General features: G+C 60.2%; 21 protein-coding genes. 13 read left to right on the top strand and 8 right to left on the bottom strand.

All coding sequences use genetic code 11. The annotated features are described in order from the left end of the window. Positions 1-79: 79 nt before the first annotated feature. Entirely contained in the window at positions 80-2,926 is a 2,847-nt protein-coding gene (locus tag ACSQ87_RS01665) for a class I adenylate cyclase (protein ID WP_436273237.1), read from the top strand. A gap of 5 nt (positions 2,927-2,931) precedes the next feature. Here ACSQ87_RS01665 and rnk read toward each other — a convergent pair whose 3' ends face one another. From rnk to cyaY, 3 genes are all read right to left on the bottom strand, one after another. Continuing rightward, on the bottom strand, positions 2,932-3,342 hold the full coding sequence (gene rnk, locus ACSQ87_RS01660; protein ID WP_046045088.1) for a nucleoside diphosphate kinase regulator: 411 nt from the start codon (positions 3,340-3,342) through the stop codon (positions 2,932-2,934). Between the two features lie 126 nt (positions 3,343-3,468). Next, positions 3,469-3,693 carry a DUF1289 domain-containing protein gene (locus tag ACSQ87_RS01655; RefSeq protein ID WP_150657861.1) on the bottom strand — a complete coding sequence of 75 codons (225 nt, stop codon included), beginning with the start codon at positions 3,691-3,693 and terminating at the stop codon, positions 3,469-3,471. A gap of 4 nt (positions 3,694-3,697) precedes the next feature. Continuing rightward, a complete protein-coding gene (gene cyaY, locus ACSQ87_RS01650) occupies positions 3,698-4,030 on the bottom strand; it encodes an iron donor protein CyaY (protein ID WP_223429530.1) in 333 nt (110 codons plus the stop codon). 239 nt (positions 4,031-4,269) lie between these two features. Here cyaY and lptM point away from each other — a divergent pair, with 239 nt between their 5' ends. The 6 genes from lptM to ACSQ87_RS01620 are packed head-to-tail and all read left to right on the top strand — an operon-like array spanning position 4,270 to position 8,886. Beyond that, positions 4,270-4,452, top strand: a complete 183-nt coding sequence (gene lptM / locus ACSQ87_RS01645; protein WP_223429531.1) for an LPS translocon maturation chaperone LptM — start codon at positions 4,270-4,272, stop codon at positions 4,450-4,452. Positions 4,453-4,461: 9 nt separating this feature from the next. Then, positions 4,462-5,709, top strand: a complete 1,248-nt coding sequence (gene lysA, locus ACSQ87_RS01640; protein ID WP_223429532.1) for a diaminopimelate decarboxylase — start codon at positions 4,462-4,464, stop codon at positions 5,707-5,709. 4 nt (positions 5,710-5,713) lie between these two features. Continuing rightward, positions 5,714-6,544 (top strand): diaminopimelate epimerase, encoded by an 831-nt coding sequence (gene dapF, locus ACSQ87_RS01635; RefSeq protein ID WP_436273236.1) that lies wholly within the window; start codon positions 5,714-5,716, stop codon positions 6,542-6,544. Between the two features lie 13 nt (positions 6,545-6,557). Further along, entirely contained in the window at positions 6,558-7,283 is a 726-nt protein-coding gene (locus tag ACSQ87_RS01630) for a DUF484 family protein (protein ID WP_046045082.1), read from the top strand. A 2-nt stretch (positions 7,284-7,285) separates the two neighbouring features. Further along, on the top strand, positions 7,286-8,185 hold the full coding sequence (gene xerC / locus ACSQ87_RS01625) for a tyrosine recombinase XerC (protein WP_008150257.1): 900 nt from the start codon (positions 7,286-7,288) through the stop codon (positions 8,183-8,185). After that, positions 8,182-8,886, top strand: coding sequence for an HAD family hydrolase (locus tag ACSQ87_RS01620; RefSeq protein WP_223429535.1), 705 nt, complete (start codon positions 8,182-8,184; stop codon positions 8,884-8,886). The genes xerC and ACSQ87_RS01620 overlap by 4 nt, the downstream gene beginning before the upstream one ends. Before the next feature lie 201 nt (positions 8,887-9,087). On the opposite strand, the gene sutA is transcribed toward ACSQ87_RS01620, so the two are convergent. The 4 genes from sutA to glnK all read right to left on the bottom strand — a co-directional run bounded on the left by sutA (position 9,088) and on the right by glnK (position 11,863). Beyond that, a complete protein-coding gene (gene sutA, locus ACSQ87_RS01615; protein ID WP_046045079.1) occupies positions 9,088-9,411 on the bottom strand; it encodes a transcriptional regulator SutA in 324 nt (107 codons plus the stop codon). A gap of 102 nt (positions 9,412-9,513) precedes the next feature. Beyond that, positions 9,514-9,939 carry a secondary thiamine-phosphate synthase enzyme YjbQ gene (locus ACSQ87_RS01610; protein ID WP_111448318.1) on the bottom strand — a complete coding sequence of 142 codons (426 nt, stop codon included), beginning with the start codon at positions 9,937-9,939 and terminating at the stop codon, positions 9,514-9,516. A 212-nt stretch (positions 9,940-10,151) separates the two neighbouring features. Further along, positions 10,152-11,489, bottom strand: coding sequence for an ammonium transporter (locus tag ACSQ87_RS01605; protein WP_436273235.1), 1,338 nt, complete (start codon positions 11,487-11,489; stop codon positions 10,152-10,154). A gap of 35 nt (positions 11,490-11,524) precedes the next feature. Then, entirely contained in the window at positions 11,525-11,863 is a 339-nt protein-coding gene (glnK, locus tag ACSQ87_RS01600) for a P-II family nitrogen regulator (RefSeq protein WP_002555808.1), read from the bottom strand. 418 nt (positions 11,864-12,281) lie between these two features. Here glnK and ACSQ87_RS01595 point away from each other — a divergent pair, with 418 nt between their 5' ends. The 3 genes from ACSQ87_RS01595 (at position 12,282) to ACSQ87_RS01585 (ending at position 15,449) form a co-directional block, all read left to right on the top strand. Beyond that, positions 12,282-12,542: an accessory factor UbiK family protein gene (locus ACSQ87_RS01595; protein WP_008076132.1), complete on the top strand. Its 261-nt coding sequence runs from the start codon at positions 12,282-12,284 to the stop codon at positions 12,540-12,542. A gap of 309 nt (positions 12,543-12,851) precedes the next feature. Continuing rightward, positions 12,852-13,727 carry a TylF/MycF/NovP-related O-methyltransferase gene (locus ACSQ87_RS01590; RefSeq protein ID WP_223429537.1) on the top strand — a complete coding sequence of 292 codons (876 nt, stop codon included), beginning with the start codon at positions 12,852-12,854 and terminating at the stop codon, positions 13,725-13,727. 228 nt (positions 13,728-13,955) lie between these two features. After that, a complete protein-coding gene (locus tag ACSQ87_RS01585; RefSeq protein ID WP_223429538.1) occupies positions 13,956-15,449 on the top strand; it encodes a YifB family Mg chelatase-like AAA ATPase in 1,494 nt (497 codons plus the stop codon). 6 nt (positions 15,450-15,455) lie between these two features. On the opposite strand, the gene ACSQ87_RS01580 is transcribed toward ACSQ87_RS01585, so the two are convergent. Next, positions 15,456-16,670, bottom strand: coding sequence for an aldose 1-epimerase family protein (locus ACSQ87_RS01580; protein ID WP_223429539.1), 1,215 nt, complete (start codon positions 16,668-16,670; stop codon positions 15,456-15,458). A 266-nt stretch (positions 16,671-16,936) separates the two neighbouring features. On the opposite strand from ACSQ87_RS01580, the gene ACSQ87_RS01575 reads away from it, so the two are divergent. Genes ACSQ87_RS01575 through ACSQ87_RS01565 form a run of 3 tightly spaced genes read left to right on the top strand, consistent with a single transcriptional unit; the run spans position 16,937 to position 24,101 of the window. Next, entirely contained in the window at positions 16,937-18,310 is a 1,374-nt protein-coding gene (locus tag ACSQ87_RS01575) for an SrfA family protein (RefSeq protein ID WP_223429540.1), read from the top strand. Between the two features lie 17 nt (positions 18,311-18,327). Beyond that, positions 18,328-21,393 (top strand): virulence factor SrfB, encoded by a 3,066-nt coding sequence (locus tag ACSQ87_RS01570; protein WP_436273234.1) that lies wholly within the window; start codon positions 18,328-18,330, stop codon positions 21,391-21,393. Next, a complete protein-coding gene (locus ACSQ87_RS01565) occupies positions 21,390-24,101 on the top strand; it encodes a putative virulence factor (protein WP_223429542.1) in 2,712 nt (903 codons plus the stop codon). The genes ACSQ87_RS01570 and ACSQ87_RS01565 overlap by 4 nt, the downstream gene beginning before the upstream one ends. The last annotated feature ends 1 nt before the right edge of the window (position 24,102 follow it).

Raw genomic sequence — 24,102 nt, 5'->3', positions numbered from 1 at the left:
AAGTCCTGGAGCCGAGGCGCTAAACTGCCCTCATCCGCAGACACCCACGTCTGAGCCCCGCGAGCCGGTTTGAGCTGACATGACCCGCCACCATGAAATCCGCCCCGATCTGGACGAGGGAATCGACCGCAAGGTTCTCAGCCAACTGCGCGCACGTTTTCTGAAGCTCAATGAAGGCCGTATGGCCCGCGCCATGGAAGGGTTGTCGACCCGCCAGCAAGCGGTACTGACCCTGTTGCCGCTGTTTTTCCACGTCAATCATCCGCTGTTGCCGGGGTACGTTTCGGGCAGCACGCCAGCCGGGCTGTCGAATTACGAACCCGATGCCAACACCCTCGCCGAAGCCCAGCGCCTGACCCGCTCGTTTTCCTATAAGCCCCGCCATGGCAGCAATCCGCCGCGACCAATTCACGGCCTGTTCCTGATGGGCAGCCTCGGCACCCTCGCCCAGGCCGACCAAAGCGACATGGACGTGTGGGTCTGTCATGGGCCGGACTTGAGCGAAAGCGAGCTCACTGAGCTGCGCAAAAAATGCCAGCTCCTCGAAATCTGGGCCGCTAGCCAAGGCGCCGAGGCGCATTTTTTCCTGATCGACCCGACCCGTTTCGTACGCGGTGAACGTGATGCGCAACTGAGCTCGGAAGACTGCGGCACCACCCAGCACTATTTGCTACTGGACGAGTTTTATCGCACCGCGATCTGGCTGGCCGGACGCACGCCCATCTGGTGGCTGGTGCCGGTCTACGAAGAAGCGAGCTACGACCGTTACACCCACACGCTGATGTCCAAGCGCTTCATCCGTGCCGACGAAACCCTGGACCTGGGGCATCTGGCCTATATCCCGCCTGGCGAATACATCGGCGCCGGACTCTGGCAGTTGTTCAAGGGCATCGAGTCGCCGTACAAATCGGTACTCAAACTTCTGCTGACCGAGGTCTATGCCAGCGAACACCCCAAGGTTCATTGCCTGAGCCTGCGCTTCAAGCAAGCGGTGTTTGCCAATCGGCTCGACCTTGATGAGCTGGACCCGTACGTCGTGGTCTACCGACGCATCGAGGAATACCTGACCGCCCGTGGCGAGCCGGAACGGCTGGAGCTGGTACGCCGGGCGTTGTACCTGAAGGTCAATCGCAAACTCACCGGCAGCACCAGTCGCACTCAGAGCTGGCAGCGTTCGTTGCTCAAACGCCTGGCCCACGAATGGCAGTGGGACCATCGTCAACTGGCCCTCCTCGACAGCCGCAGCCAGTGGAAAGTCCGTCAGGTCGGCTCTGAACGAAGGGCCTTGGTCAACGAACTCAATTACAGCTACCGCTTCCTGACCCAGTTCGCCCGCAACGAACAGACCGCCAGCCTGATCAACAAGCGCGACCTCAACGTGCTGGGTCGACGGCTGTACGCGGCTTTCGAGCGCAAGGCCGACAAGGTCGAGTTCATCAACCCTGGCATCGCCCCGGATCTGGCCGAAGATACCCTCACGCTGGTGCATGCGCCGAACAAAAAAGAATCGGGTCAAACTCAGTGGGGTTTGTACAACGGCAGCCTGACGGCCCTCGAATGGGAGCATTTCGCACCGATCAAGCGCAGCCGCCAATTGCTGGAACTGCTGACCTGGTGTCACCGCAATGGCGTGATCGACAGCAGCACTCGCCTGGCCTTGCATCCTGGCAGCAGCGATTTGAGCGAGTTCGAGCTGTTCAACCTGCTCGGCAGCCTGCAACAGAGCATCGTCCTGCCGCTGACGACCGTCGCCGAAGAACCGTTGCTGCGCGCCAGCGAGCCGAGCGAAGTGCTGATTCTGGTGAACGTCGGCGTCGATCCACTCAAGCACCACCGCGACCTGAACATCCTGATGACCACCGAGCGCACCGATTCCCTCAGTTACGCCGGCGTCCGGGAAAACCTGGTGCTGACCCTGGATCAGGTCACGCTCAATAGTTGGAACGAAGTGCTGGTCAACCGCTTCGACGGCCCTCACGCGCTGCTCGACTGCGTGCGTGATTACCTCAACAACCTGCCCGGCGGGCTACAACAACCCACGTTGCGGGTTCGGTGCTTCTGCCACAACCGCGCACAGTTTATTGCCCGGCGGGTCGAAGAGATCCTCGACACCGCGCAGAATCTGCTGTTAAGCAAACTCAATCATCGCTACCTGATTCAGGTCCAGCAGCACTACCACGTGCTGGAGCTGGTGCCCGGCCAGGTCAATCATGTCGCCCTCGCCACGCTGCCGGCGCTGGTCGATTACCTGGGCGAAGAGCGGCCAAGCTACAGCCCACTGCACCTGGACCCGATGGCACTGGAAGACCACGACCTGGCGCTGGTCCTGCCGATGGGCCAGCCCGATTGCATTCAGGTGTTCTACCGGATCAACGAATACCACGCCGACCTGTACGTGCTGGATGAATTCAATGCCCTGTGGCAGCAGCGCTTGCCCTACCACGACGAGCAAAGCCTGCTGGTGCCGCTGCAACGTTTCCTGCAATCGATCCAGTACCGTCGCGACGCCTTGCTGCCGATGGACGTCGCCCAGCCGTTGAGCCTGGACACCTTGTATTACCAACTGCTGCCCTCCGGCCCCGTGCGGGCGCGTCGGGTCGAAGCTCGGCCAGCGCCGCAAACCCCGGTCAACAAACCGTTCTACGACGTGCAGGCGATTGTCGGCAAAGCCGCACCGGGACAGGTGCAGGTCACGTTGTATTGCAATCAGCGGGAATTTTCAGAGCTGGAACATGGCGACCAACTGTTCAGCGTGGTCGCCCGGGAAATCGTCGAGCAGCGCCGTGAAACCGAACGCTATCGCTGCTACATCACCGACCTGGACCTGTCGGGCCTGCTCGGTGATGGTCAGAGTTCAAGCATTTTGTATTTGCGCTACAAGGCTGACCTGGAGCGCGCATTGAACGAGGCGCTCGAGCAGGTCTGAGGGGTTTATTCCGGAAAGTGGCCGCCCTCGGCCGGCTGCGATTCGACTTCCAGCAAGGTCAGTTTGAGGGTCTTGCCGCCTGGAGCCGGCCAGTCGATGTGCTGACCCACCTTAAGGCCGAGCAAGGCACTGCCCACTGGCGCCAGAATGGAAATCTTGCCTTCGTCGGCATTGGCATCCTTCGGATAAACCAGCGTCAGGTGATAGTCCTTGCCGCTGCCTTCTTCGCGGCAATGTACGCGGGAATTCATGGTCACGACATCGGCGGGTACTTCATCGTGACCGACCAGGGTATCGGCGCGGTCCAGCTCGGTTTGCAGCGCGATAACGCCCGGCAGCGTGTCATCCAGGCTGTCGATCAGGCGCTCCAGACGTTGCACGTCCAGACGGGTAAGGGTGATTGAAGGTGCGGTCATGATTTGGGCAGACTCCTTTCTTCTGCACAGAAAAAGCAAAACCCCGCCAGAAAAAGGCGGGGTTTTCACGAGCCTCGATGGGTTGAGGCGTTTCTCGACACTATCACAGCTCAATAAATATACAAGTCAGGCCCCGTCGACCTGTTTGCGCTGTGTAGCCTGGGCGCAGATAACCCGCCGCCGATCGTCATCGGCCGAGCGCCATTCGCGGATGTCTTCGACATGGCGAAAACACCCAAGGCAGACCTTCTGCTCATCCAGCCGACACACGCCGCTGCACGGCGAAGCCACCGCCGGGCTGACATTGCTGTAGAGCGGTTTGGGCGGACGAACGGGCACAGGCTGGGTCACGATCTCACAGGCCTTCGAAATCGAGTTCGACGTCAGCCTGCTGCTTGACGATGCGCTCGAGCATCTCGCCGAGTTGTTCGTCGCTCTTGTCACACATCCAGCGCTTGCTCTCTTCGTCGTAATCGAAGTGGAACCCGCCGGACACGGCCGCCAGCCACAGCTGCCGCAGCGGTTCCTGACGGCTGAAGATCAACTGGCTGCCGTTTTCGAACTTGACGGTGAGCACACCGGCCGAGCTCTCCAGATCGATATCCAGGTCACACTCGTCAAAAATATCTTCCAGCGTCTGCTGGGTGGCATCGACCAGGTCGTGGAAACGGGCTTCAGTCAAACTCATTGCGGGAACCTCAAAAAGTGTCTACTCACGCTCAAGCGCCGCAAGATACGGCCGAGCCCCGGTGATTGCAAAGGATAACGACCAAGGGCCCGATAGCGTTACGAAATATCCACGTACGGCGCAGGACAAGTTACCGCGCTACGGTCCAAGCCCCGCCGGACGGGAGCCCCGTCGCATAGGCAAGCTGCCGGGTGGCCGGTATACTCCGGCGCAATTAATGCATTTTCAAGGATTTCGCCATGAAGCGCCTGATCTCTTCCCTTGCTGCGCTCGCTTCGCTCGTCGCTTTTGTCAGCTTATTATCGGCCTGTGGTCAAAAAGGCCCGCTGTACCTGCCCGATGACAGCCAGGATCCTGCCGAGCAGGCCAAGTCGTCACAGCAATCTCCGTCGAAAGCACACAAGCACGACGTCTACCAATAAGGGAACGCCATGGACGCTTTTAACTACCGTGACGGCGAGCTGTTCGCGGAAGGTGTTGCCCTGTCCGCCATCGCCGAACGCTTTGGCACACCGACCTACGTCTACTCCCGTGCGCACATCGAAGCCCAGTACCTGGCATTCGCCGATGCGCTGGCCGGCATGCCGCACCTGGTCTGCTTTGCGGTCAAGGCCAACTCCAACCTGGGTGTTCTGAATGTCCTGGCGCGTTTGGGCGCCGGTTTCGACATCGTCTCCCGTGGCGAGCTGGAACGCGTACTGGCCGCTGGCGGCAGCGCCGACAAAATCGTTTTCTCCGGTGTCGGCAAGACCCGTGACGACATGCGTCGTGCCCTGGAAGTCGGCGTGCACTGCTTCAACGTCGAATCCACCGATGAGCTGGAACGTCTGCAAGTGGTCGCTGCCGAGCTGGGCGTTCGCGCGCCGATCTCGCTGCGCGTGAACCCGGATGTCGACGCTGGCACCCACCCGTACATTTCCACCGGTCTTAAAGAGAACAAGTTCGGCATCGCCATCGCTGACGCCGAAGACGTATACATCCGCGCCGCCCAACTGCCAAACCTGGAAGTGGTCGGTGTCGATTGCCACATCGGTTCACAACTGACCACCCTGCCACCCTTCATCGACGCCCTCGACCGCCTGCTGGGCCTGGTCGACCGCCTCGGCGATTGCGGCATTTACCTGCGCCACATCGATCTCGGTGGTGGTTTGGGCGTGCGTTATCGCGATGAAGAGCCGCCATTGGCTGCCGACTACATCAAAGCCGTGCGCGAGCGTCTCGACGGTCGTGACCTGGCGCTGGTATTTGAGCCGGGCCGCTTCATCGTCGCCAACGCCGGCGTGCTGCTGACCCAGGTCGAGTACCTCAAGCACACCGAACACAAAGACTTCGCCATCGTCGACGCGGCCATGAACGACCTGATCCGCCCGGCGCTGTACCAGGCCTGGATGGACGTCACCGCCGTGCGCCCGCGCAATTCCGCTGCCCGCGCCTACGACATCGTCGGACCGATCTGCGAGACCGGCGACTTCCTGGCCAAGGATCGTCAGCTGGCCCTGGAAGAAGGCGACCTGCTGGCCGTGCATTCGGCCGGTGCCTACGGGTTTGTCATGAGTTCCAACTACAACACCCGCGGCCGTGCCGCTGAAGTGTTGGTGGACGGTGATCAGGCATTTGAAGTGCGTCGCCGTGAGACGGTAGCCGAGTTGTTTGCTGGCGAAAGCCTGCTGCCGGAGTAAAACCATGCTGCTGCGTTTTACCAAGATGCACGGCCTGGGCAATGACTTCATGGTCCTTGACCTGGTCAGCCAGCATGCGCACATCCTGCCCAAACACGCCAAGCAATGGGGCGATCGGCATACGGGTATCGGTTTCGACCAGTTGCTGATCGTCGAAGCGCCCAGCAACCCGGACGTGGATTTCCGCTACCGGATCTTCAACGCCGACGGCTCCGAAGTGGAACAGTGCGGCAACGGTGCGCGCTGTTTCGCTCGCTTCGTGCTCGACAAGCGCCTGACCGCGAAGCGGCAGATCCGCGTCGAGACCAAAAGCGGCATCATCGAACTGGATATCCGCAGCGACGGGCAGATCGGTGTCAACATGGGCGCACCGCGCCTGGTGCCGGCCGACATTCCATTTGAAGCGCCGGAGCAGGCCACGAGCTATCAGGTTGACGTCGACGGCACCCTGGTCGATCTGGCCGCCGTGTCCATGGGCAACCCCCATGCCGTGCTGCGGGTCAGCGACATCAACAATGCACCGGTGCATGAACTGGGGCCGAAAATCGAAAACCATCCGCGCTTCCCGGCGCGGGTCAATGTCGGTTTTCTCCAGGTCATCGACCGAAGCCGCGCGCAGTTGCGCGTCTGGGAGCGCGGGACCGGGGAAACCCAGGCTTGCGGAACCGGCGCCTGCGCTGCCGCAGTGGCCGCGATCAGCCAGGGGTGGATGGATTCGCCGCTTTTGATCGACCTGCCCGGCGGGCGTTTGTCCATTGAATGGGCAGGCCCTGGCCAACCGGTCATGATGACCGGCCCGGCAGTGCGCGTTTATGAAGGACAAGTGCGTCTTTGAGAGAGTCGAATCCATGAAAGATAAGCCCCAGGTTCCCGCCCTACAGCCCGACGAATCCCCTTCCGAAAGCCTTGAGGCGGCGGCGATTGCCGCGTACCTGGAGGCTCATCCGGATTTCTTCGTCGAGCATGAAGAACTGCTCGCCACCTTGCGCATTCCGCACCAGCGCGGCGACACCATTTCGCTGGTCGAACGCCAGATGTCCATCCTGCGCGACCGCAATATCGAGCTGCGTCATCGCCTCTCGCACTTGATGGACGTGGCCCGCGACAACGATCGCCTTTTCGACAAGACCCGCCGCCTGATTCTCGCACTGATGGACGCCACCAGCCTGGAAGACGTGGTGATCAGCGTCGAAGACAGTCTGCGCCAGGACTTTCAGGTGCCTTTCGTCAGCCTGATCCTGCTGGGTGACAACCCGATGCCGGTCGGCCGTTGGGTCACGCATGCCGACGCGCAAACGGCCATCGGCGGCTTGCTCTCGGAAGACAAAAGCGTCAGCGGCAGCCTGCGTGAACACGAACTGGACTTCCTGTTTGGCGAAGAACAGCGCAAGCAGATCGGTTCCACCGCCGTCGTCGCCATCAGCTACCAGGGCATCCACGGCGTCCTGGCCATCGCCAGCCGTGACCCGCAGCACTACAAGAGTTCGGTGGGCACGCTGTTCCTCAGCTACATCGCCGAAGTCATGGGCCGCGTGCTGCCACGGGTCAACACCTCCCTGCGCTCGGTACGCTGATGATGGAACGGCAACTGGACGCTTACTGCGAACACCTGCGCAGTGAGCGGCAGGTGTCGCCTCATACGCTGTACGCCTACCGCCGCGACCTCGACAAAGTGCTGGGCTGGTGCGTCAAACAGAACATCAGCAGTTGGGCCGCCCTGGACATCCAGCGTCTGCGCAGCCTGATCGCTCGCCTGCATTCACAGGGCCAATCGTCCCGCAGCCTGGCACGGCTGCTGTCGGCGGTGCGCGGGCTCTATCACTATCTGAACCGCGAAGGCCTCTGCGACCACGACCCGGCCAACGGCCTGGCACCGCCGAAGGGCGAACGTCGGCTGCCAAAAACCCTCGATACCGACCGCGCGCTGCAACTACTTGAGGGCGCGGTGGAGGATGATTTTCTGGCGCGTCGGGATCAGGCGATACTGGAGCTGTTCTATTCCTCGGGTTTGCGGCTGTCGGAACTGACCGGGCTCAATCTGGATCAGCTGGACCTGGCCGACGGCATGGTTCAAGTACTCGGCAAGGGCAGCAAGACCCGACTGCTGCCGGTCGGCAAAAAAGCTCGCGAAGCGCTGGAGTTGTGGCTGCCGCTACGGGCCATGACCAATCCCGCGGACGACGCGGTGTTTGTCAGCCAGCAAGGCCGGCGCCTCGGCCCACGGGCGATTCAGGTGCGGGTTAAAGCCGCTGGCGAGCGCGAACTGGGGCAGAACCTGCATCCGCACATGCTGCGACACTCCTTCGCCAGCCATTTGCTGGAGTCCTCCCAGGACCTGCGGGCGGTGCAGGAATTGCTCGGCCACTCGGACATCAAAACCACCCAGATCTACACCCACCTGGACTTCCAGCACCTGGCGACGGTTTACGACAGCGCCCATCCAAGGGCCAAACGCATCAAAGGCGATGAGTCATGAGAATTCAATTGATCACCTTCGACCTCGACGACACCCTGTGGGATACCGCGCCGGTGATCGTCAGCGCCGAAGCCGTATTGCGTGAATGGCTGACCGAGCATGCACCGAATCTGGGCGCCGTGCCGGTGGAGCATTTGTGGGCGATTCGAGAGCGGATCCTCAGCAGCGAACCAAGCCTCAAGCACCGCATCAGCGCCCTGCGTCGCCGAGTCTTGTTCCACGCGCTGGAAGAGGCCGGTTACGACCAGGGTCAGGCCTCAGACCTGGCCGATCAGAGTTTTGAAGTGTTTCTACATGCCCGGCATCAGCTGGAAATCTTCCCGGAAGTACAACCGACCCTGGAGACGCTGGCCAATCACTATGCCCTCGGCGTGGTCACCAATGGCAACGCCGATGTGCGCCGCTTAGGGCTGGCGGATTACTTCAAGTTTGCCTTGTGCGCCGAAGACATCGGCATCGGCAAACCGGATGCGCGACTGTTTCATGAGGCGTTGCAGCGTGGTGGTGCGACGGCCGAGACGGCCGTGCATATCGGCGATCATCCGGGTGACGACATTGCTGGCGCCCAGCAGGCGGGATTGCGGGCGATCTGGTTTAACCCGGCAGGCAAGGTTTGGGAAGCCGAGAAGGCACCGGATGCCGAGATCCGCAGCCTGAGCGAGTTGCCGGCGTTGCTGGCCCTTTGGAACGCCCAACACTAACCCTGAGATCACCGATATTCCCCTTGTGGGAGTGAGCCTGCTCGCGATAGCGGAGTGACATTCAGTATTTATATTGCCTGACACACCGCTATCGCGAGCAGGCTCACTCCCACAGGGGATCGACGCAGGCCCAAGATTTTTGTTTCACCCATGAAAAAGCCCGCAGCGACGGCGGGCTTTTTCAGCAAGCAAGTAGCAGGCTCAGATAGGCCGGCTGCCGTACTTGTTGTCAGGCTTCTTGGGCGGATCGGCGACCACATTGGCCTCCACTTCCTGCACCTTGCCGCCCTTGGCCAGGAACTCTTCCATGGCCCGCGCCAGAGCATCACGCTCCTTGTTTTTTGCTTCGACGCTCGGCAGCTCATCGACCGATACCGCTGCCTTGGCTTTGCCTTTGGCGGTCGGAACGGGCGCTTCACCGCCATCGTCGTCAGCAACGTCTTCCGCTGCTGTTTCCAGACCTTCTTCGGTTTCGTCGTCGTCGCCTACTTCGAGGTCGTCGTTTTCCAGATCATCGTCGCTCATGTTCTACCTCATGACTTGCGAAAAGCAGATTAGTTATAGCCCAGCTTCGCCGTCTGTCGAAGGCCGCTGGAAAAAATTCTACAACCGCTGGCAACCAGCGGTTTATGCCTCTTCACCGTGCACGGTGGCGAGGACTTTACGGGCACCGCCAAAATCACGGTGCTCGCCCAGATAAACGCCTTGCCAGGTCCCCAGCGCCAGTCGGCCTGCCGAAATCGGCAAACTGAGCTGACAGCCAAGCACGCTGGCCTTGAAGTGCGCCGGGAGGTCGTCCAGGCCTTCGTCGTTATGCTCATAGCCGTCTGCTCCTTGTGGGATCAGACGATTGAAAAATCGTTCGAAGTCGCGACGTACCGCCGGATCGGCGTTCTCGTTGATGGTCAACGACGCCGAGGTATGCTGCAGCCACAAATGCAACAGACCGACCCGACATGCCTTGAGTTCAGGCAGGCCGGCGAGTAACTCGTCCGTTACCAGATGAAAGCCCCGGGGCCTCGCCCGCAGGGTAATCAGAGTCTGTTGCCACATACAGTTCTCCGCACGTTCGGGGCGCATTCTAGCGCGCTCTGGGAAAAAACAAAGGCCCTAATATTCCTTCAATCATGTAAGCCATTGGCCGCGGAAAAACGCTCGTCGTAAACGCCACTAAACATGTACGAAAAAACCTTTCAGCAGTTCCTTCACTGACAAACTCCAGACAAAAAAATGCCCGGCAAGCCGGGCATTTTTTTTGTGCGTACTTACAAGTTGTAGCCGCGTTCGTTGTGGAGTGCCAGATCGATGCCGACAGCCTCTTCTTCTTCGGTGATACGCAGACCCATGACAGCGTCCAGGACCTTGAGGATGATGAAGGTGACGATTGCGGTGTAGATCACCGTGAAGCCCACGCCTTTGCACTGAATCCAGACTTGTGCGGCGATGTCGGTGACGGTGCCGAAGCCGCCCAGCGACGGTGCAGCGAAGACACCGGTCAGGATCGCGCCGAGGATACCGCCGATACCGTGAACGCCGAAGGCGTCCAGGGAGTCGTCATAGCCGAGTTTGCGTTTCAGGGTGGTGGCGCAGAAGAAGCACACCACGCCGGCTGCCAGACCGATGACCAGAGCGCCCATCGGGCCCACGGTGCCAGCGGCTGGGGTGATTGCAACCAGACCGGCCACAACACCCGAAGCGATACCCAAGGCACTTGGTTTACCGTGAGTGATCCACTCGGCGAACATCCAGCCCAATGCAGCGGCGGCGGTTGCGATCTGGGTCACCAGCATCGCCATGCCGGCAGTGCCGTTGGCGGCTGCGGCGGAACCGGCGTTGAAGCCGAACCAGCCAAACCACAGCATGGCCGCGCCCATCAGGGTGTAACCGAGGTTGTGCGGCGCCATCGGGGTGGTCGGGAAGCCTTTGCGTTTGCCCAGTACCAGGCAGGCAATCAGACCGGCCACACCGGCGTTGATGTGCACCACGGTGCCGCCAGCGAAGTCCAGCACACCCCAGTCCCACAACAGGCCGCCGTTACCGGACCAGACCATGTGCGCGATAGGTGCATAAACCAAGGTGAACCAGACGCCCATGAAGATCAGCATGGCGGAGAACTTCATCCGCTCGGCGAAGGCACCGACGATCAGCGCAGGGGTGATGATGGCGAAGGTCATCTGGAAGGTGACGAACACCGCCTCAGGGAACAGCGCCGCAGGGCCGGTCAGGCTCGCTGGCGTGACACCGGCGAGGAACGCCTTGCCCATGCCACCGAAGAACGAGTTGAAGTTGATGACGCCCTGTTCCATGCCGGTGGTGTCGAACGCGATGCTGTAGCCATAAATGACCCACAGGATGCTGATCAGACCGGTAATGGCGAAGCACTGCATCATCACGGAAAGAATGTTTTTGGAGCGAACCATGCCGCCGTAGAACAGCGCGAGGCCGGGAATGGTCATGAACAGCACGAGGGCTGTCGAGGTCATCATCCAGGCAGTGTCGCCGGAATTGAGGACTGGGGCTGCCACTTCGTCTGCCGCCATAGCCAGGCTGGGCATTACGAGGGACAACAGGGCTCCTAGCCCTGCGAATTTACGCAGAGTCATATTGTTTTCTCCTGGGGCGTTGGGTTTGTGGCGGCTTAGATTGCGTCGGTATCGGTTTCGCCGGTACGGATGCGAATCGCCTGTTCCAGATTGACCACGAAGATCTTGCCGTCCCCGATCTTGCCGGTGTTGGCAGCCTTGGTTATCGCCTCGATAACCCGGTCCAGATCCTTGTCGTCAATGGCGACATCGATCTTCACCTTTGGCAGGAAATCGACCACGTACTCCGCGCCGCGGTACAGCTCGGTGTGACCCTTCTGCCGACCGAAGCCTTTGACTTCAGTAACGGTAATGCCCTGCACGCCGATCTCGGACAGCGACTCGCGTACGTCGTCCAGTTTGAACGGCTTGATGATGGCAGTGACTAGCTTCATGAAAACTCTCTCCCGAATTGGTGGACTTGCCCCAGGAAAACAAACCCGACTCAAGTCTAAGCGCAGTGCCTGGCTTTGTAACGCATCGTCGGCCTTACCTGCCCGTCCGACGCCTGCTAACCACTCCGCACGAAACACTTCCCCCGTTCCGCTTGGCGCACTGCATTCGTCACAGCGACTGCATCAGTGCATGGGTCACTACCGACTAAGCAGAAAGCTTGCCATCTCGCCAAAACCCACTGATTTCAAGCCTTTGGCCGCTGCTGCAAGCTCCTCCGCGCAAATGACCCGACGTATACGCACAACAACAGTGCGCGGCCGCCCGTCCGCATGCGCGAAAAGCGTGCACCCCTGGCGGCGAGATTGACTATAGACACTGCGTGATACACTGCCCGCCATTGTTGACAGGACATTTCCCATGCTCGCACCCAAAGACTTCCTCGATGCCCTGAGCGGCACCGCCTCCCGCCTCTTCAGCGGCGACACCCCACTGCCGAAAAGCGAAATCGAAAGCCAGTTCAAGGCGCTGTTGCAGAGCGGCTTCAGCAAGCTGGATCTGGTGAGCCGGGAAGAGTTTGATAGCCAGATGGTCGTGCTTGCACGGACCCGTGCACGGTTGGAGAGTCTTGAAGCGAAGGTGGCGGAGCTTGAAGCGAAGCTGAATCCGCCTGCCGAGTAACCCTCCCCTCGATCGCGCCTGCTCCGCGTGGGCATCCGCCTGAAAGATCTATGCTGCATTCGATATGCAGGCCGTTTCAAATACTCAGCTAAAGCCCTGGCCGTTGCGACCGATAGCATTGCAACAACGCATAAACGGTGACGACCTTGCAGTCGTTAACTGGCGGAAAGTTCTCATGAGCATGGGTGGGCAATCGACTGGCCAACCTGTGCGAAAAATCAGACTCACTATCAAGTTTTGAGCGACTTCTGACGGCTGCCTCTCCGAGAGCCATGGTTCTGTAAAAGCAAAAGAAGAATGGAGCTTTTAATGTCGTTACCTGAAGATTTTTCCCCCGCTAAATACTTAGAGCTTCACCCCGATGTCAGCAGGGCAGGGTACGATCCGGCCGATCACTACTTGAGATTCGGTTTGATGGAAGGGCGCGCTTACAAGGGTGACGCGCGTTACGTTGCAGAGAAAGAATACAATCCGCTGCATCCGAAAATCGAAGGCGCTTATCAATACGACGGGCTGGCTTCCAAACACAATCATGACTTCATGGTTGATCCCGCCTTTATGTCGGCCTATGGTCGCGGCGTCGCCGCAGCGGGCGGCGATTATAAATGGTTCTGGAGAGTTCATCTGGGGCTTTGGGCCGCAAGGTCAGCAGCCAAGTACACCGGAGACTTCGTGGAGTGTGGCGTGAATCGTGGCTTCTTGAGCTCCGCGATCATGCATGACCTGGATTGGAACAACACCGGAAGAACCTTTTATCTATTGGACACTTTTGCCGGTCTTGATGAACGTTACTTGTCGGATGACGAAAGGACCGCGGGCGTCTTTGAGCGCAATCGCAAAGAGCTCGCGTCTGGTTTTTACACAACCAATCTCGACTCGGTGAAACAAAATTTTGCAGAGTGGCCCAATGCAAAAATTATTCAGGGCAGCATTCCGGATACTCTTTCCCAGATTGAATCAGACCGAATTGCGTTTTTGCACATTGACTTGAACTGCACTATTCCAGAAGTCGCTGCCATTGATTACTTGTGGGATCGCCTGGTGTCTGGAGCATTTGTTTTGCTGGATGATTACGCCTATTTTGGCTATCAACCTCAAAAGGAAGGCATGGATGAATGGGCTGCAAAAATGAACCTGTCGATTGCAAGCTTACCGACCGGTCAAGGTCTATTGATCAAACCCTGAGCAACTGGACAATCTGATGTCCCTTCCATGGAAACCGCCTGACTGGCGGTTTTTTTTCGCCCTGCCGGGCCTTCACAGCGTGCGGTCACGCAGAGCCGACTTTGTCTTGAGATTCGCGTCGAAACATTCAGCGCAAATTTGAAGGCCAGGTTTTCATGCCAGCGCTCTACCTCCCGTCTACCCTTCAAGAAACCGCAGGAAGCGGTCTCGTCAGCTCAAGGAATGATCATGTCTCTGGCCATCGTTCACAGTCGCGCCCAGATTGGTGTGGAGGCGCCCGCCGTCACCGTAGAAGTCCATCTGGCCAACGGCTTGCCGTCGCTGACGATGGTCGGTTTACCCGAAGCGGCAGTGAAGGAAAGCAAGGATCGAGTACGCAGTGCGATCATCAACTCAGGCCTGCAATTCCCGGCACGCCGCATCACCTTGAATCTCGCGCCCGCCGACTTGCCAAAAGACGGCGGGCGCTTCGATCTGGCGATTGCCTTGGGGATTCTGGCAGCCAGCGTGCAGGTGCCGACTCTGACGCTGGATGATGTGGAGTGCTTGGGGGAGTTGGCGCTCTCAGGCGCCGTGCGGGCAGTTCGGGGGGTATTGCCGGCAGCGCTCGCCGCGCGCAAGGCCGGGCGTTCTTTGATGGTGCCACGGGCGAATGCCGAGGAGGCGTGCCTGGCTTCGGGGTTGAAGGTGATTGCGGTGGATCATTTGCTCGAAGCGGTCGCGCATTTCAATGGCCACACGCCGGTTGAACCTTATGTGTCCAATGGATTGCTCTACGCCAGCAAACCCTATCCCGATTTGAATGAAGTGCAGGGCCAACTCGCGGCCAAGCGTGCGCTGCTGATTGCGGCGGCGGGTGCTCATAATTTGTTGTTCAGTGGACCGCCGGGCACGGGAAAAACCCTGCTGGCGAGCCGTTTGCCGGGGCTGTTGCCACCCTTGGCCGAGAACGAAGCGCTGGAAGTCGCGGCGATTCAATCGGTCACCAGTTGTGTACCGCTGAGTCATTGGCCGCAGCGTCCCTTCAGACAACCCCACCACTCTGCCTCAGGTGCGGCGCTGGTAGGCGGCGGATCGAAACCGCAACCCGGCGAAATCACCCTCGCCCACCATGGCGTTCTATTCCTGGATGAGCTGCCGGAATTTGATCGCAAAGTATTGGAGGTTTTAAGGGAGCCTCTGGAGTCCGGGCACATCGTGATTTCCCGCGCCCGTGACCGCGTACGATTCCCGGCGCGATTTCAGTTGGTTGCCGCGATGAATCCCTGCCCTTGTGGATACCTTGGCGAGCCGAGCGGCCGCTGCTCTTGTACGCCGGACATGGTCCAGCGCTACCGCAACAAACTGTCGGGCCCGCTGCTGGATCGCATCGACCTGCACCTGACCGTCGCGCGGGAAGCTACGGCGCTGAACCCAGCGCCGAAAGCCGGCGACGATACGGCCACTGCCGCTGTTCTGGTCGCCGATGCACGAGAACGGCAACACAAACGCCAGGGCTGCGCCAACGCCTTTCTCGATCTGCCAGGCCTGCGCCGCCACTGCTACTTATCCACAGTCGACGAAACCTGGCTGGAAACTGCGTGTGAACGACTGACTTTGTCGCTGAGGTCAGCCCATCGACTGCTCAAAGTGGCGCGCACCCTAGCGGACCTTGAGCAAGTCGACGGCATCACCCGCGAGCATCTGGCCGAAGCGCTGCAATACCGGCCGAGCACAAATTAGCGGGGATTATTCCTTGGTGAGATCCACCAACGGCGTTTGCCGCACCTCAGTCTGCCGCCCGCCCTGAATCTCGTTCACTCGCTTCAACGCGTTATCCACAGCCCCCTTGTCTGCCAGCAAGCTGTAGCTGATCTGGAACTGCTTCTGCTCCTTGGCCGCAATCGTCGGCACCAGATTCAGCGGTCGTTGATACCGACGGTTGTAGGAAAAGCTCGTTCCTGGCTCAAGACCCGTGACATAGCCCTGCCCTTGGGTGTCCGTGTTTTTCCACAGCGAGAACACCGGCAACTGTTGAGTATTGAAACCCACGGAAACCCCAAGGCTGCCCGCCTTGTTATGCAGCACGGTCAGGGTGTCACCCTTGGCATCGGCATACGGCACGACGTTGTAAACCGTCTCGTCGTAGTCCTTGGTCGGCGCGCGATAGGTTTGCCAGTCCGGCAGATCCCCTTTGGCCTTGTCGTTGAACGGCGAGACCTGTTTCACCGGTGCGGCGAAACGGGCGCCCTGCTCCAGGAATGGGGTGCTGAAGTTGCTGTGGTACAGCGCCTGGTATTCCTTCGGATAATCGCCATTGTTGGTGAGGGTATCGTTGAGGGCGAACGCTACGCTGCCGGGCTCGGTGACCAGTTCGGTCGCGACGGAGAAGTCGACTTTCTTGAATGCCTGCTCTTTCAGTTCGCCGCGCAGGGTGATTGCATACGGTGGTTTTTCATCGATGTGCAGGGTGACTTTGTTCGCGGGGATGTTGGCGGCGCGGCCGTGCAGGGTCAGCAATTCACCATTGTCCATGCCGGGGTGGCCGACCCATTCATAGCCACAGCGGGTGACCAGTTCATTGAAACCTTCCAGCCAGCCCAGCCCGCCGCGACCGTTGAGTTCGATGAAGGACGGGTTGACCACTTCCTTGACCGGCGAATCCCAGCCCATGCGCACATTGCCGACCGACGCCTGCAGGACGTTCATCCCGCGGGTCGGCACTACCGAGAGTTTCATGTTGCCGTTATCGATGTCGACGATGCTGACGCCCTCTTGCCGACCGCCGTGCAAGGTGCGAAGGGTCACGGAGAAGGGTTTGCCGGTTTTTACCCCCAATTGCTGGCTGGTGATCTGCCAGTTTTGGGAAGCTTTGTCGGTGTCGAGCAGGACGTAATCCCAGGCCATGGCGTGGGAAGCAGCGGACAACGCGCTAAAGGCAACGACGAGTTTGAGCGGATTCATGGGTAAGCCTTTCTTGGAGTTGTGCATTTTTTATAACGCTGATGAAACGATTCATCAAGCTTAAAAAGCACACCTCTGAGCCTTCCCGAGTCAATTCACATTGACCTCATGCAACCTCCGTACACTTACGCTAGTCTCATACGGTTTTGAACCTCCGGCAGATTGACGGCGACATCATTATGACATTAAGGTCGCCAGCTAATTGCAGGAGCAAGAACAGACACCTTTGTCTGTCATTTTTGCGCAACAGAACATAGGGAGTTTGAATGCGCGGGGCACTATTACGCAGCGGTAAGAGCGGGTCATTCACTGCCCTGGGCGAAACAGGTCAACCGGTATACCGGGCGGCCCTGCAATTGCGCGAAGCCATTCGCCGCAAAAACCCTGAAATGGTCGATCATCTGGCCATCCCTCAAAGCGATGAGCTCGGTAACCAGATCGACTGGTACAGCGGCCTCGACGGCGATGTGATCCCGTGGAGCAGTGCGACCGAAGAAGAACGCGCCCCTGCCCGCCGCCAACTTGAAGCGCTGAAGACCGCGCTCGACGAATTGAGCCAGCGTTTCCTGGGCACTGATTCCGGCGAACAGCAGCAAGGCGACAAAGCCGTGTTCGGCAAGCTGCTCAAGCGTGTGATTCATTTCCCCGACGAAAACTTCGTCTATCTGGTGCAAGGCAAACCGGTGCTGACCTTTTGGGGTTTCGAGCATTCCGGTACCGGCAATCGCGATCCTCTGCACTGCCTCTATCAAGTTCCGCCCGCGTTTACGCTGCCACCCGTGGTCGAAGCCGCGCCCGTGGTTGCGCCCGTCGTGCCGGTGGTTGCTCGTCCGTGGTGGCGGCGCTGGTGGTGGTGGCTGTTGCTGCTGCCGTTCCTGCTGCTGCTTTTGTGGCTGTTGCTCGGTCTGCGTGGTTGCGTCCCGATTCCGTTGGTGGCGGTAGACCTGCTGCCTGAGGGCATTGTGCCGGTGGAAAAACAGCTGGAAGAGCCGCAACTGACCGGCAATGTCACGACGCTCAATGGCGTTCCTGTGACGGGCACCGTTGTAGGCTCCACCACGGGAACCGGCACCGCTGTGACCGGAACGAATGGCGTGGAAGCGCCGGCCGTCGAGGGTAACGAGGCTGATGCCGCACCGGCAGACCTGGCCAAAGACCCAGCCAAAGACCCGGCAGCCGAAGCCCCAACCGCGCCACCCGAGAACAAAACCGCGCCGCCGGATGTCACATCGCCCGAAGCAGAAAAATCCGCCGCCGCAAAACCCGGCCCTCCCCTGAGCATTCCGCCAGACGCCGCCGACGGTGCCGCCAAGTTCCTCGACGGCCAGTTCCGCGCCGGTGCCGGTATTCAGGACCGCCGGACCGGCAAACCCCTGCGTCTGGAATACCAGCTCAAGGACGGTAAGGGCGAAGTCACCGTACATCAGGCCGACGGCACCAAATGCAGCGGGCCGGTGAGCGCTACCATGAAGGGTGGCAGCCTGGCTATCGACAGTCAGGGCCAGGCCGTGTGTGGCGATGGCAGCACTTACGACATGCCCAAGGTCAACTGCCGCAAAGGGGCGACCACAGTCGCAGACTGCACCGGCGGTTACGGAAAAGAACAATTCCCCATGTCCATGCGGCACGTGGCCGAATAAAAACGGAATAACCCGACATGTTGCCTGAAGTCACCCAATTCGAAGACACCGTCACGCTGGTCAGCGACACCGGCATCCAGTTCATGGATTTCGCGCTACGCCTGGATCCTCGCAAGGAACCGGCCGGCGAGTTCGCGCCGATGATCAGCGGGCTGATCTGCCGCTTGGCATACAACGAAGAGAAAGACTTCTTTTTCTACGAACCTGAACCGGAAAAGGTCGAGAAAGCCAAACCTGCGTTCAGCGTCGACATGAAAAGCAGCCTCGAGTTGCTGGACGGTGTCTGGCTGCCGACCCCGTTTTTCCGCTTCATGCCGCCGCATCGTTTCGACGAAGGTCCGACCAACTGGTCGCGCATGCGTCTGGTGAAGCTGGCGACGCCCGACATCGACGGCAACACCCACCGCCTGACGATGGCGTTCGACAGCCGCGTGATGCCCAAGCGTGACGGCACCGCCTACCTGGCGCCGAACGAAGAAGACATCAGCTCCGGCGTGTCTTTCAAACTGGCGACCAAGGCCAGCGAAACCCGCTGGTTCCTGGCGCAGCCGTGGGTCAACGAGTGGCTGCTGGAAGTGTTCAACGAGGGCAATGCCCACCGCTCGCGCGCAGAGCTGGACACCGACATCCGCGCCAACTATCACCTGGCGCACTACCTCAACTTGCTCAGCCTGTTGAGCAAGCCATCAGCCGCCCAGCAGTCGACGGCCCGTGCAAAAGTTGAAATCCCCGAGCTGAAAGTAGTCGCCAACGACAGCAATGGCCTGGTCAAGCCGATTCCGGTGGACCTGGTGCTGGACGTCGGCAACTCGCGCACCTGCGGCATCCTGATCGAGAACCACGGTCAGGCAGGCTCCGGACTGAAGCAAAACTACGTGCTGGAACTGCGCGACCTGATCACCCCCGAACACACTTACAACCTGCCGTTCGAAAGCCGCGTGGAATTCGCCCAGGCGTATTTCGGCAAGGACCACTGCTCGGTCAAGAGCGGCCGTCACGATGCGTTCCAATGGGCGACGATTGCCCGCGTCGGCAATGAGGCCAGCCGCCTGGCCAGCCGTCGTCGCGGCACCGAAGGGTCCACTGGCCTGTCCAGCCCGAAACGCTATCTGTGGGACGAAAACGCCTACGGCCACGGCTGGCGCTTCAACTGTTCGTACATCAAGACCGATAACGAGCCGTACGCCACGGCCGCACCGTTCTCGCACCTGATCAATGAAACCGGCGAGGCGCTTTACAGCCTCGAAGAAGACGATCGTCTGCCGGTGTTCATGCCGCGTTACTCGCGCAGCTCGCTGATGACCTTCATGCTCGCCGAAGTGCTGGCCCAGGCGCTGTCGCAAATCAACAGCCCGGCCCAGCGTTCACGCCAGGGTCATACCCGCGTACCGCGCCAGCTCAACAGCATCACCCTGACCGTGCCGCCGGGCATGCCGCAGGCCGAGCGCAGCATCCTCAACGAACGCATGCTGCAAGCCATCGGCCTGGTGTGGAAAAGCCTCGGCTGGCACGCCGGCGAGGAAGACCCGCATCAGGATCAGGCCGTCAGCCCGCGCACGCCGATCCCGAGCATCCGCGTGGAATGGGACGAAGCCTCCTGCGGCCAGTTGGTGTACCTGTACACCGAGGTCAACGAGAACTTCGCCGGTCACCCGGAAGAGTTTTTCGACACCATCGCCCGCCCCGACAAGACCGACCGCGAACGCATCACCCTGGCAACCATCGACATCGGCGGCGGCACCACCGACCTGGTGATCACCGACTATCGCCTAGACCGCGCCGGCAACACCGGCAGCGGCAGCAACGTGCACATCGTGCCCGAGCAGCGTTTTCGCGATGGCTTCAAAGTGGCCGGCGATGACATCCTGCTGGACGTGATTCAGGACTTCATCCTGCCGAGCTTCGAAAAAGCCTTGCAGAACGCCGGCGTGAAAGCCCCGGACTCGCTGATGTCACGCCTGTGTGGCGATGAATCGGTCAGCGCCCAGGACATGATTCTGCGCCAGCAACTGAACCTGCAGGTGTTCGCACCGCTGGGTCTGGCGCTGCTCAAGGCGTACGAGCATTACGATCCGCAAGTGCCGCAAGAAGTCACCCCGCAAAGCTACCGCCAATTGCTCGGCGACAATGCGATCAGCCAGACCGTGCTCGACTACGTCAACGCCGCCGTGCGCCGCGATGTCGGCGGTCAGAGCGGTTTCGACCTGTATGACGCGCCGATCAGTTTCGACCTGCAGAAGCTCCACGCCGCGTTCCTCAACGACCAAATCAACATCACCAAGATTCTCGGTGCGCTGTGTGAAGTGGTCGCGCATTACCCGTGCGATGTCTTGCTGCTGACCGGCCGCCCTTCGCGCCTGCCCGGCATCCAGGCGTTCATTCGCAAGGTACTGCCGCTGCCACCGGGGCGCATTCTGGCGCTGCAAAACTACCGCACCGGCGGCTGGTATCCGTTCCACAAGAACGGCCGGATCGACGACCCGAAAAGCACCGCGTCGGTGGGCGCCATGCTCTGCCTGTTGTGCGCCAACCACAGCGTGCCGAACTTCTACTTCCGTGCTTCGGCGCTCAAGCCGTATTCGACCGTCAAGCACATCGGCGTCATTGACCTGAACAACGTGATCAAGGATGCCGACGTGCTGTACCGCGACATCCAGTCCGAAGACTACAAAATCAAGCTTCCGGAAATCGGCGTTGGCGATGCCGCCGACACACCACAACTGGAAATGCGCGGCGATCTGCGCCTCGGTTTCCGTCAGTTGGCCGCTGATCGCTGGGCCGCCTCGCCGCTGTATACCTTGCGGTTCACCAAGGCCGGTCGGGAGAAGTTTTCCCGGGCGATCGGTGAAAATGGCAGCGCGCCGCTGCTCAAGGTGCGGTTCGAGGTCAAACCGGCGGACAAATACACGCGCAAGCAGGATCTGGTCAGCGACCGCCTCTCGGTTCGCGACATCGAATCCAACAGTAACAACGTCAACTTCAACCCGCGCAGCGACCTCGAGCTGGAACTCAACACCATGCTCGACGCCGGCCTGAGCGAGACCAAGTACTGGCTCGACAGTGGAAGTGTGAAACGCAAATGAATGATCTGACCCCCGATCAAACTCAGCTCTCTGCCAGTTGGGCCGCTGTTTATAACGGTGCCGGTCAGGCTCTGGACTGGATTGGCCAGACGCGCGGCAACGCGCCGCGCCTGGACAGCGAAGCCGACAACCTGAACATCCGCCTGCACCGTGCCCGCAACCTGGCTCAAAGCCTCGGTCGCGTGGCCTGCACGCCGATGACCATCGGCTTTTTCGGCTTGTCCCAGGCCGGCAAGTCCTACCTGATTTCTGCCCTCGCGGCCGGTCAGAACGGCAAACTGGAAACCGATTTCGGTGGCCAGCGCCTGGACTTCATCAAGCACATCAACCCGGTGGGTGGCGGCAAGGAAGCCACCGGCCTGGTGACGCGCTTCAGCCGTCGCGCCACGCCGAGCCAGGATCCGCAGTTCCCGGTCGAGCTGACCCTGTTCAAGGAAATCGAGCTGGCGAAAATTCTGGCCAACTCCTGGTTCAAGGATTTCGACCTTGAACGGATTTCCTACGAGATCGACGAAGAACGCATCCTGCGCGTGCTGAAACCGTTCGAAGGTCGGGAAACCGGGCCGCTGCAACCGGGTGTCAACGCCGACGATCTGGTGTCGCTGTGGGATTACCTGCGGGACAACTTCCGCAATTCGGTGAAGAAACTCGAACACCTGTATTGGCCCACGGCGTTGCAACTGGCGCCACGGCTGAATTTCCAGGAACGTGCCGAGCTGTTTTCAATCCTGTGGGGTGAGCAAAGCGAACTGACGCGCGTGTACCAGCAACTGGCCGGCACGCTGCACAAGCTGGGCCTGCCCGAGACCGTGTTCGCCCCGCTGCATGCCTTGGTGAGTTTCGAAAACGACACTTACAGCCAGCGCGACAGCATCATGAACGTCGACATCCTCGAGCGCTTCGGCAGCCCGCTGGACTTGCCGATCGACGTGCGGCCCCAGGTCGACGGACGCCTGCAAAACAGTCAGGGCATTGCGGTTGCGCAATTGGCGGCACTGACCGCCGAGATGACCTTCGGCCTGATCGAAGCCCCGGCGGACGACATCGTCAACCAGGTCGACTTGCTGGACTTCCCCGGTTATCGCGGGCGCAAGAAACTGCACGAGATCGCCGACTCCAACGACCCGCAATCCGCCACCAAGGACAACTCCGTTTCGCAGCTGATCCTGCGTGGCAAGGTCGCCTACCTGTTCGAACGCTACACCGATAACCAGGAAATGAACGCGCTGGTGGTCTGCACCGGCTCGACCAAGCAGAGCGACGTCAACGACGTCGGCCCGGTGCTGACGCGCTGGATCGAAAAGACCCAAGGCGCCGACTCGGCCGCTCGCAGCAAGCGCGACACTGGTCTGATCTGGGCGCTGACCATGCTCGACCTGCGCATCACCAACTCCCTGAGCCTGACGCCTGATCAGTACGACGAGAGCTGGAACGGCATGGTCAAGCTGACCATGCTGGAGCGCTTCGGCAGCTTGAGCTGGATGAACGACTGGGCCGGTACGCCGTTCCAGAACACCTTCCTGGTGCGCAAACCGCGCATGGACGCGGCGTTCATCGAACAAGACGCGACGGGTGCCGAAACCGGCCTCAATGCCAGCTACCAGGAGCGCGTCGACGCCCTGGGTACAAGCTTTGCCGGCAACGACCTGGTGTGCAAACACATCCACGATCCTGCCAACGCCTGGAAAGAAATGCTGCGCAACGATGACGGTGGCATCAGCCACTTCAGCGGTAGTTTCAAGGGCGTAGCCAATATCGAATTCAAACTGCAGCGCATCCGCGAGCAATTGAGCGAATGCCTCGAAGGCCTGACCACTCATGGCCTGAGTACCTGGTACCACGCCGACGGCGACGGTGCCGCTGCCGCCAAGAAAGCCCAGGCGCAGATGATTCTGTCCGGCCTGGGACGTCGTCCGGCGGTACTCGGCGAGTTGATCGATCAACTCGACATGCCGAGTGAAGAGGTCCGCGACCTGTACCTCAGTGGCGTGTACGAAACTGATGACGAGTCGGCCGCGAACGATGAGCCAGTCGCCCCGACACCGAGCCAGAGCCTGTATGGCAACGACGCCGGTTTCGATTTCGATTTTGGTGACGACACGAGCCCTGACACGCCGGTCAGCAGCAACACCGGCACCCCGGCACCCGAACTGCAAAGCAACGAGCACCGTTTCGCCAAAGCCGCGTTCAAGGCCTGGATCGCACACCTGCGTGAACTGACCACCCGCCAAAGCCTGCTCAACCTGCTCGGTCTGGAAAAGGCCTTGTTGGAAGCGGTGGTCGACGAACTGATCACCGCCGGTTATCGCCAGGACTTGCCGGGGCAACTGAGCCGCGCAGTCCTCAAACGTGCACAAAGTGGCGCGCGGCGCGATCAACTGGTCGAGCGCCAGGTCCTGGAAGTGCAACGGGTGCTGCGCGATTTCGTGTCGTGGTTCGGCTACCTGCAGAAGCCGGTGAGCGAGCGTCCGAACAGTCGCGCCGGAACCAAGGCGCCGCTGTTCTCGTTCTACACCGACATCAGTCCCGGACAAGTGCCCGTATTGTCGGCGCAACCGGCGAATCAGGCGCAGCGGTATCTCGGCGACTGGCTCTCGGGCCTGGCCTACATCACGCAGGACAACGCCGGCCATGGTGCCGGTCGCGAAATCACCCCTGAACAGAATGAACGGCTGGGCCAAGTGCTCACAGCCTTCACAGCGAGATAAG

Source organism: Pseudomonas sp. LjRoot277 (assembly GCF_964253845.1).
Classification (GTDB): Bacteria; Pseudomonadota; Gammaproteobacteria; order Pseudomonadales; family Pseudomonadaceae; genus Aquipseudomonas.
This window is presented reverse-complemented; position numbering and strand designations above follow the sequence as displayed.

Excerpts from the sequence above, each read along its gene's own strand:
- rnk (WP_046045088.1), bottom strand. The coding sequence starts at position 3,342 with ATGACCGCACCTTCAATCACCCTTACCCGTCTGGACGTGCAACGTCTG.
- cyaY (WP_223429530.1), bottom strand. The coding sequence starts at position 4,030 with ATGAGTTTGACTGAAGCCCGTTTCCACGACCTGGTCGATGCCACCCAG.
- dapF (WP_436273236.1), top strand. The coding sequence starts at position 5,714 with ATGCTGCTGCGTTTTACCAAGATGCACGGCCTGGGCAATGACTTCATG.
- ACSQ87_RS01570 (WP_436273234.1), top strand. The coding sequence starts at position 18,328 with ATGTTGCCTGAAGTCACCCAATTCGAAGACACCGTCACGCTGGTCAGC.
- ACSQ87_RS01630 (WP_046045082.1), top strand. The coding sequence starts at position 6,558 with ATGAAAGATAAGCCCCAGGTTCCCGCCCTACAGCCCGACGAATCCCCT.
- sutA (WP_046045079.1), bottom strand. The coding sequence starts at position 9,411 with ATGAGCGACGATGATCTGGAAAACGACGACCTCGAAGTAGGCGACGAC.
- ACSQ87_RS01565 (WP_223429542.1), top strand. The coding sequence starts at position 21,390 with ATGAATGATCTGACCCCCGATCAAACTCAGCTCTCTGCCAGTTGGGCC.
- ACSQ87_RS01580 (WP_223429539.1), bottom strand. The coding sequence starts at position 16,670 with ATGAATCCGCTCAAACTCGTCGTTGCCTTTAGCGCGTTGTCCGCTGCT.
- ACSQ87_RS01595 (WP_008076132.1), top strand. The coding sequence starts at position 12,282 with ATGCTCGCACCCAAAGACTTCCTCGATGCCCTGAGCGGCACCGCCTCC.
- lptM (WP_223429531.1), top strand. The coding sequence starts at position 4,270 with ATGAAGCGCCTGATCTCTTCCCTTGCTGCGCTCGCTTCGCTCGTCGCT.
- glnK (WP_002555808.1), bottom strand. The coding sequence starts at position 11,863 with ATGAAGCTAGTCACTGCCATCATCAAGCCGTTCAAACTGGACGACGTA.
- ACSQ87_RS01665 (WP_436273237.1), top strand. The coding sequence starts at position 80 with ATGACCCGCCACCATGAAATCCGCCCCGATCTGGACGAGGGAATCGAC.
- ACSQ87_RS01585 (WP_223429538.1), top strand. The coding sequence starts at position 13,956 with ATGTCTCTGGCCATCGTTCACAGTCGCGCCCAGATTGGTGTGGAGGCG.
- lysA (WP_223429532.1), top strand. The coding sequence starts at position 4,462 with ATGGACGCTTTTAACTACCGTGACGGCGAGCTGTTCGCGGAAGGTGTT.
- ACSQ87_RS01610 (WP_111448318.1), bottom strand. The coding sequence starts at position 9,939 with ATGTGGCAACAGACTCTGATTACCCTGCGGGCGAGGCCCCGGGGCTTT.
- ACSQ87_RS01575 (WP_223429540.1), top strand. The coding sequence starts at position 16,937 with ATGCGCGGGGCACTATTACGCAGCGGTAAGAGCGGGTCATTCACTGCC.
- xerC (WP_008150257.1), top strand. The coding sequence starts at position 7,286 with ATGGAACGGCAACTGGACGCTTACTGCGAACACCTGCGCAGTGAGCGG.
- ACSQ87_RS01620 (WP_223429535.1), top strand. The coding sequence starts at position 8,182 with ATGAGAATTCAATTGATCACCTTCGACCTCGACGACACCCTGTGGGAT.
- ACSQ87_RS01590 (WP_223429537.1), top strand. The coding sequence starts at position 12,852 with ATGTCGTTACCTGAAGATTTTTCCCCCGCTAAATACTTAGAGCTTCAC.
- ACSQ87_RS01605 (WP_436273235.1), bottom strand. The coding sequence starts at position 11,489 with ATGACTCTGCGTAAATTCGCAGGGCTAGGAGCCCTGTTGTCCCTCGTA.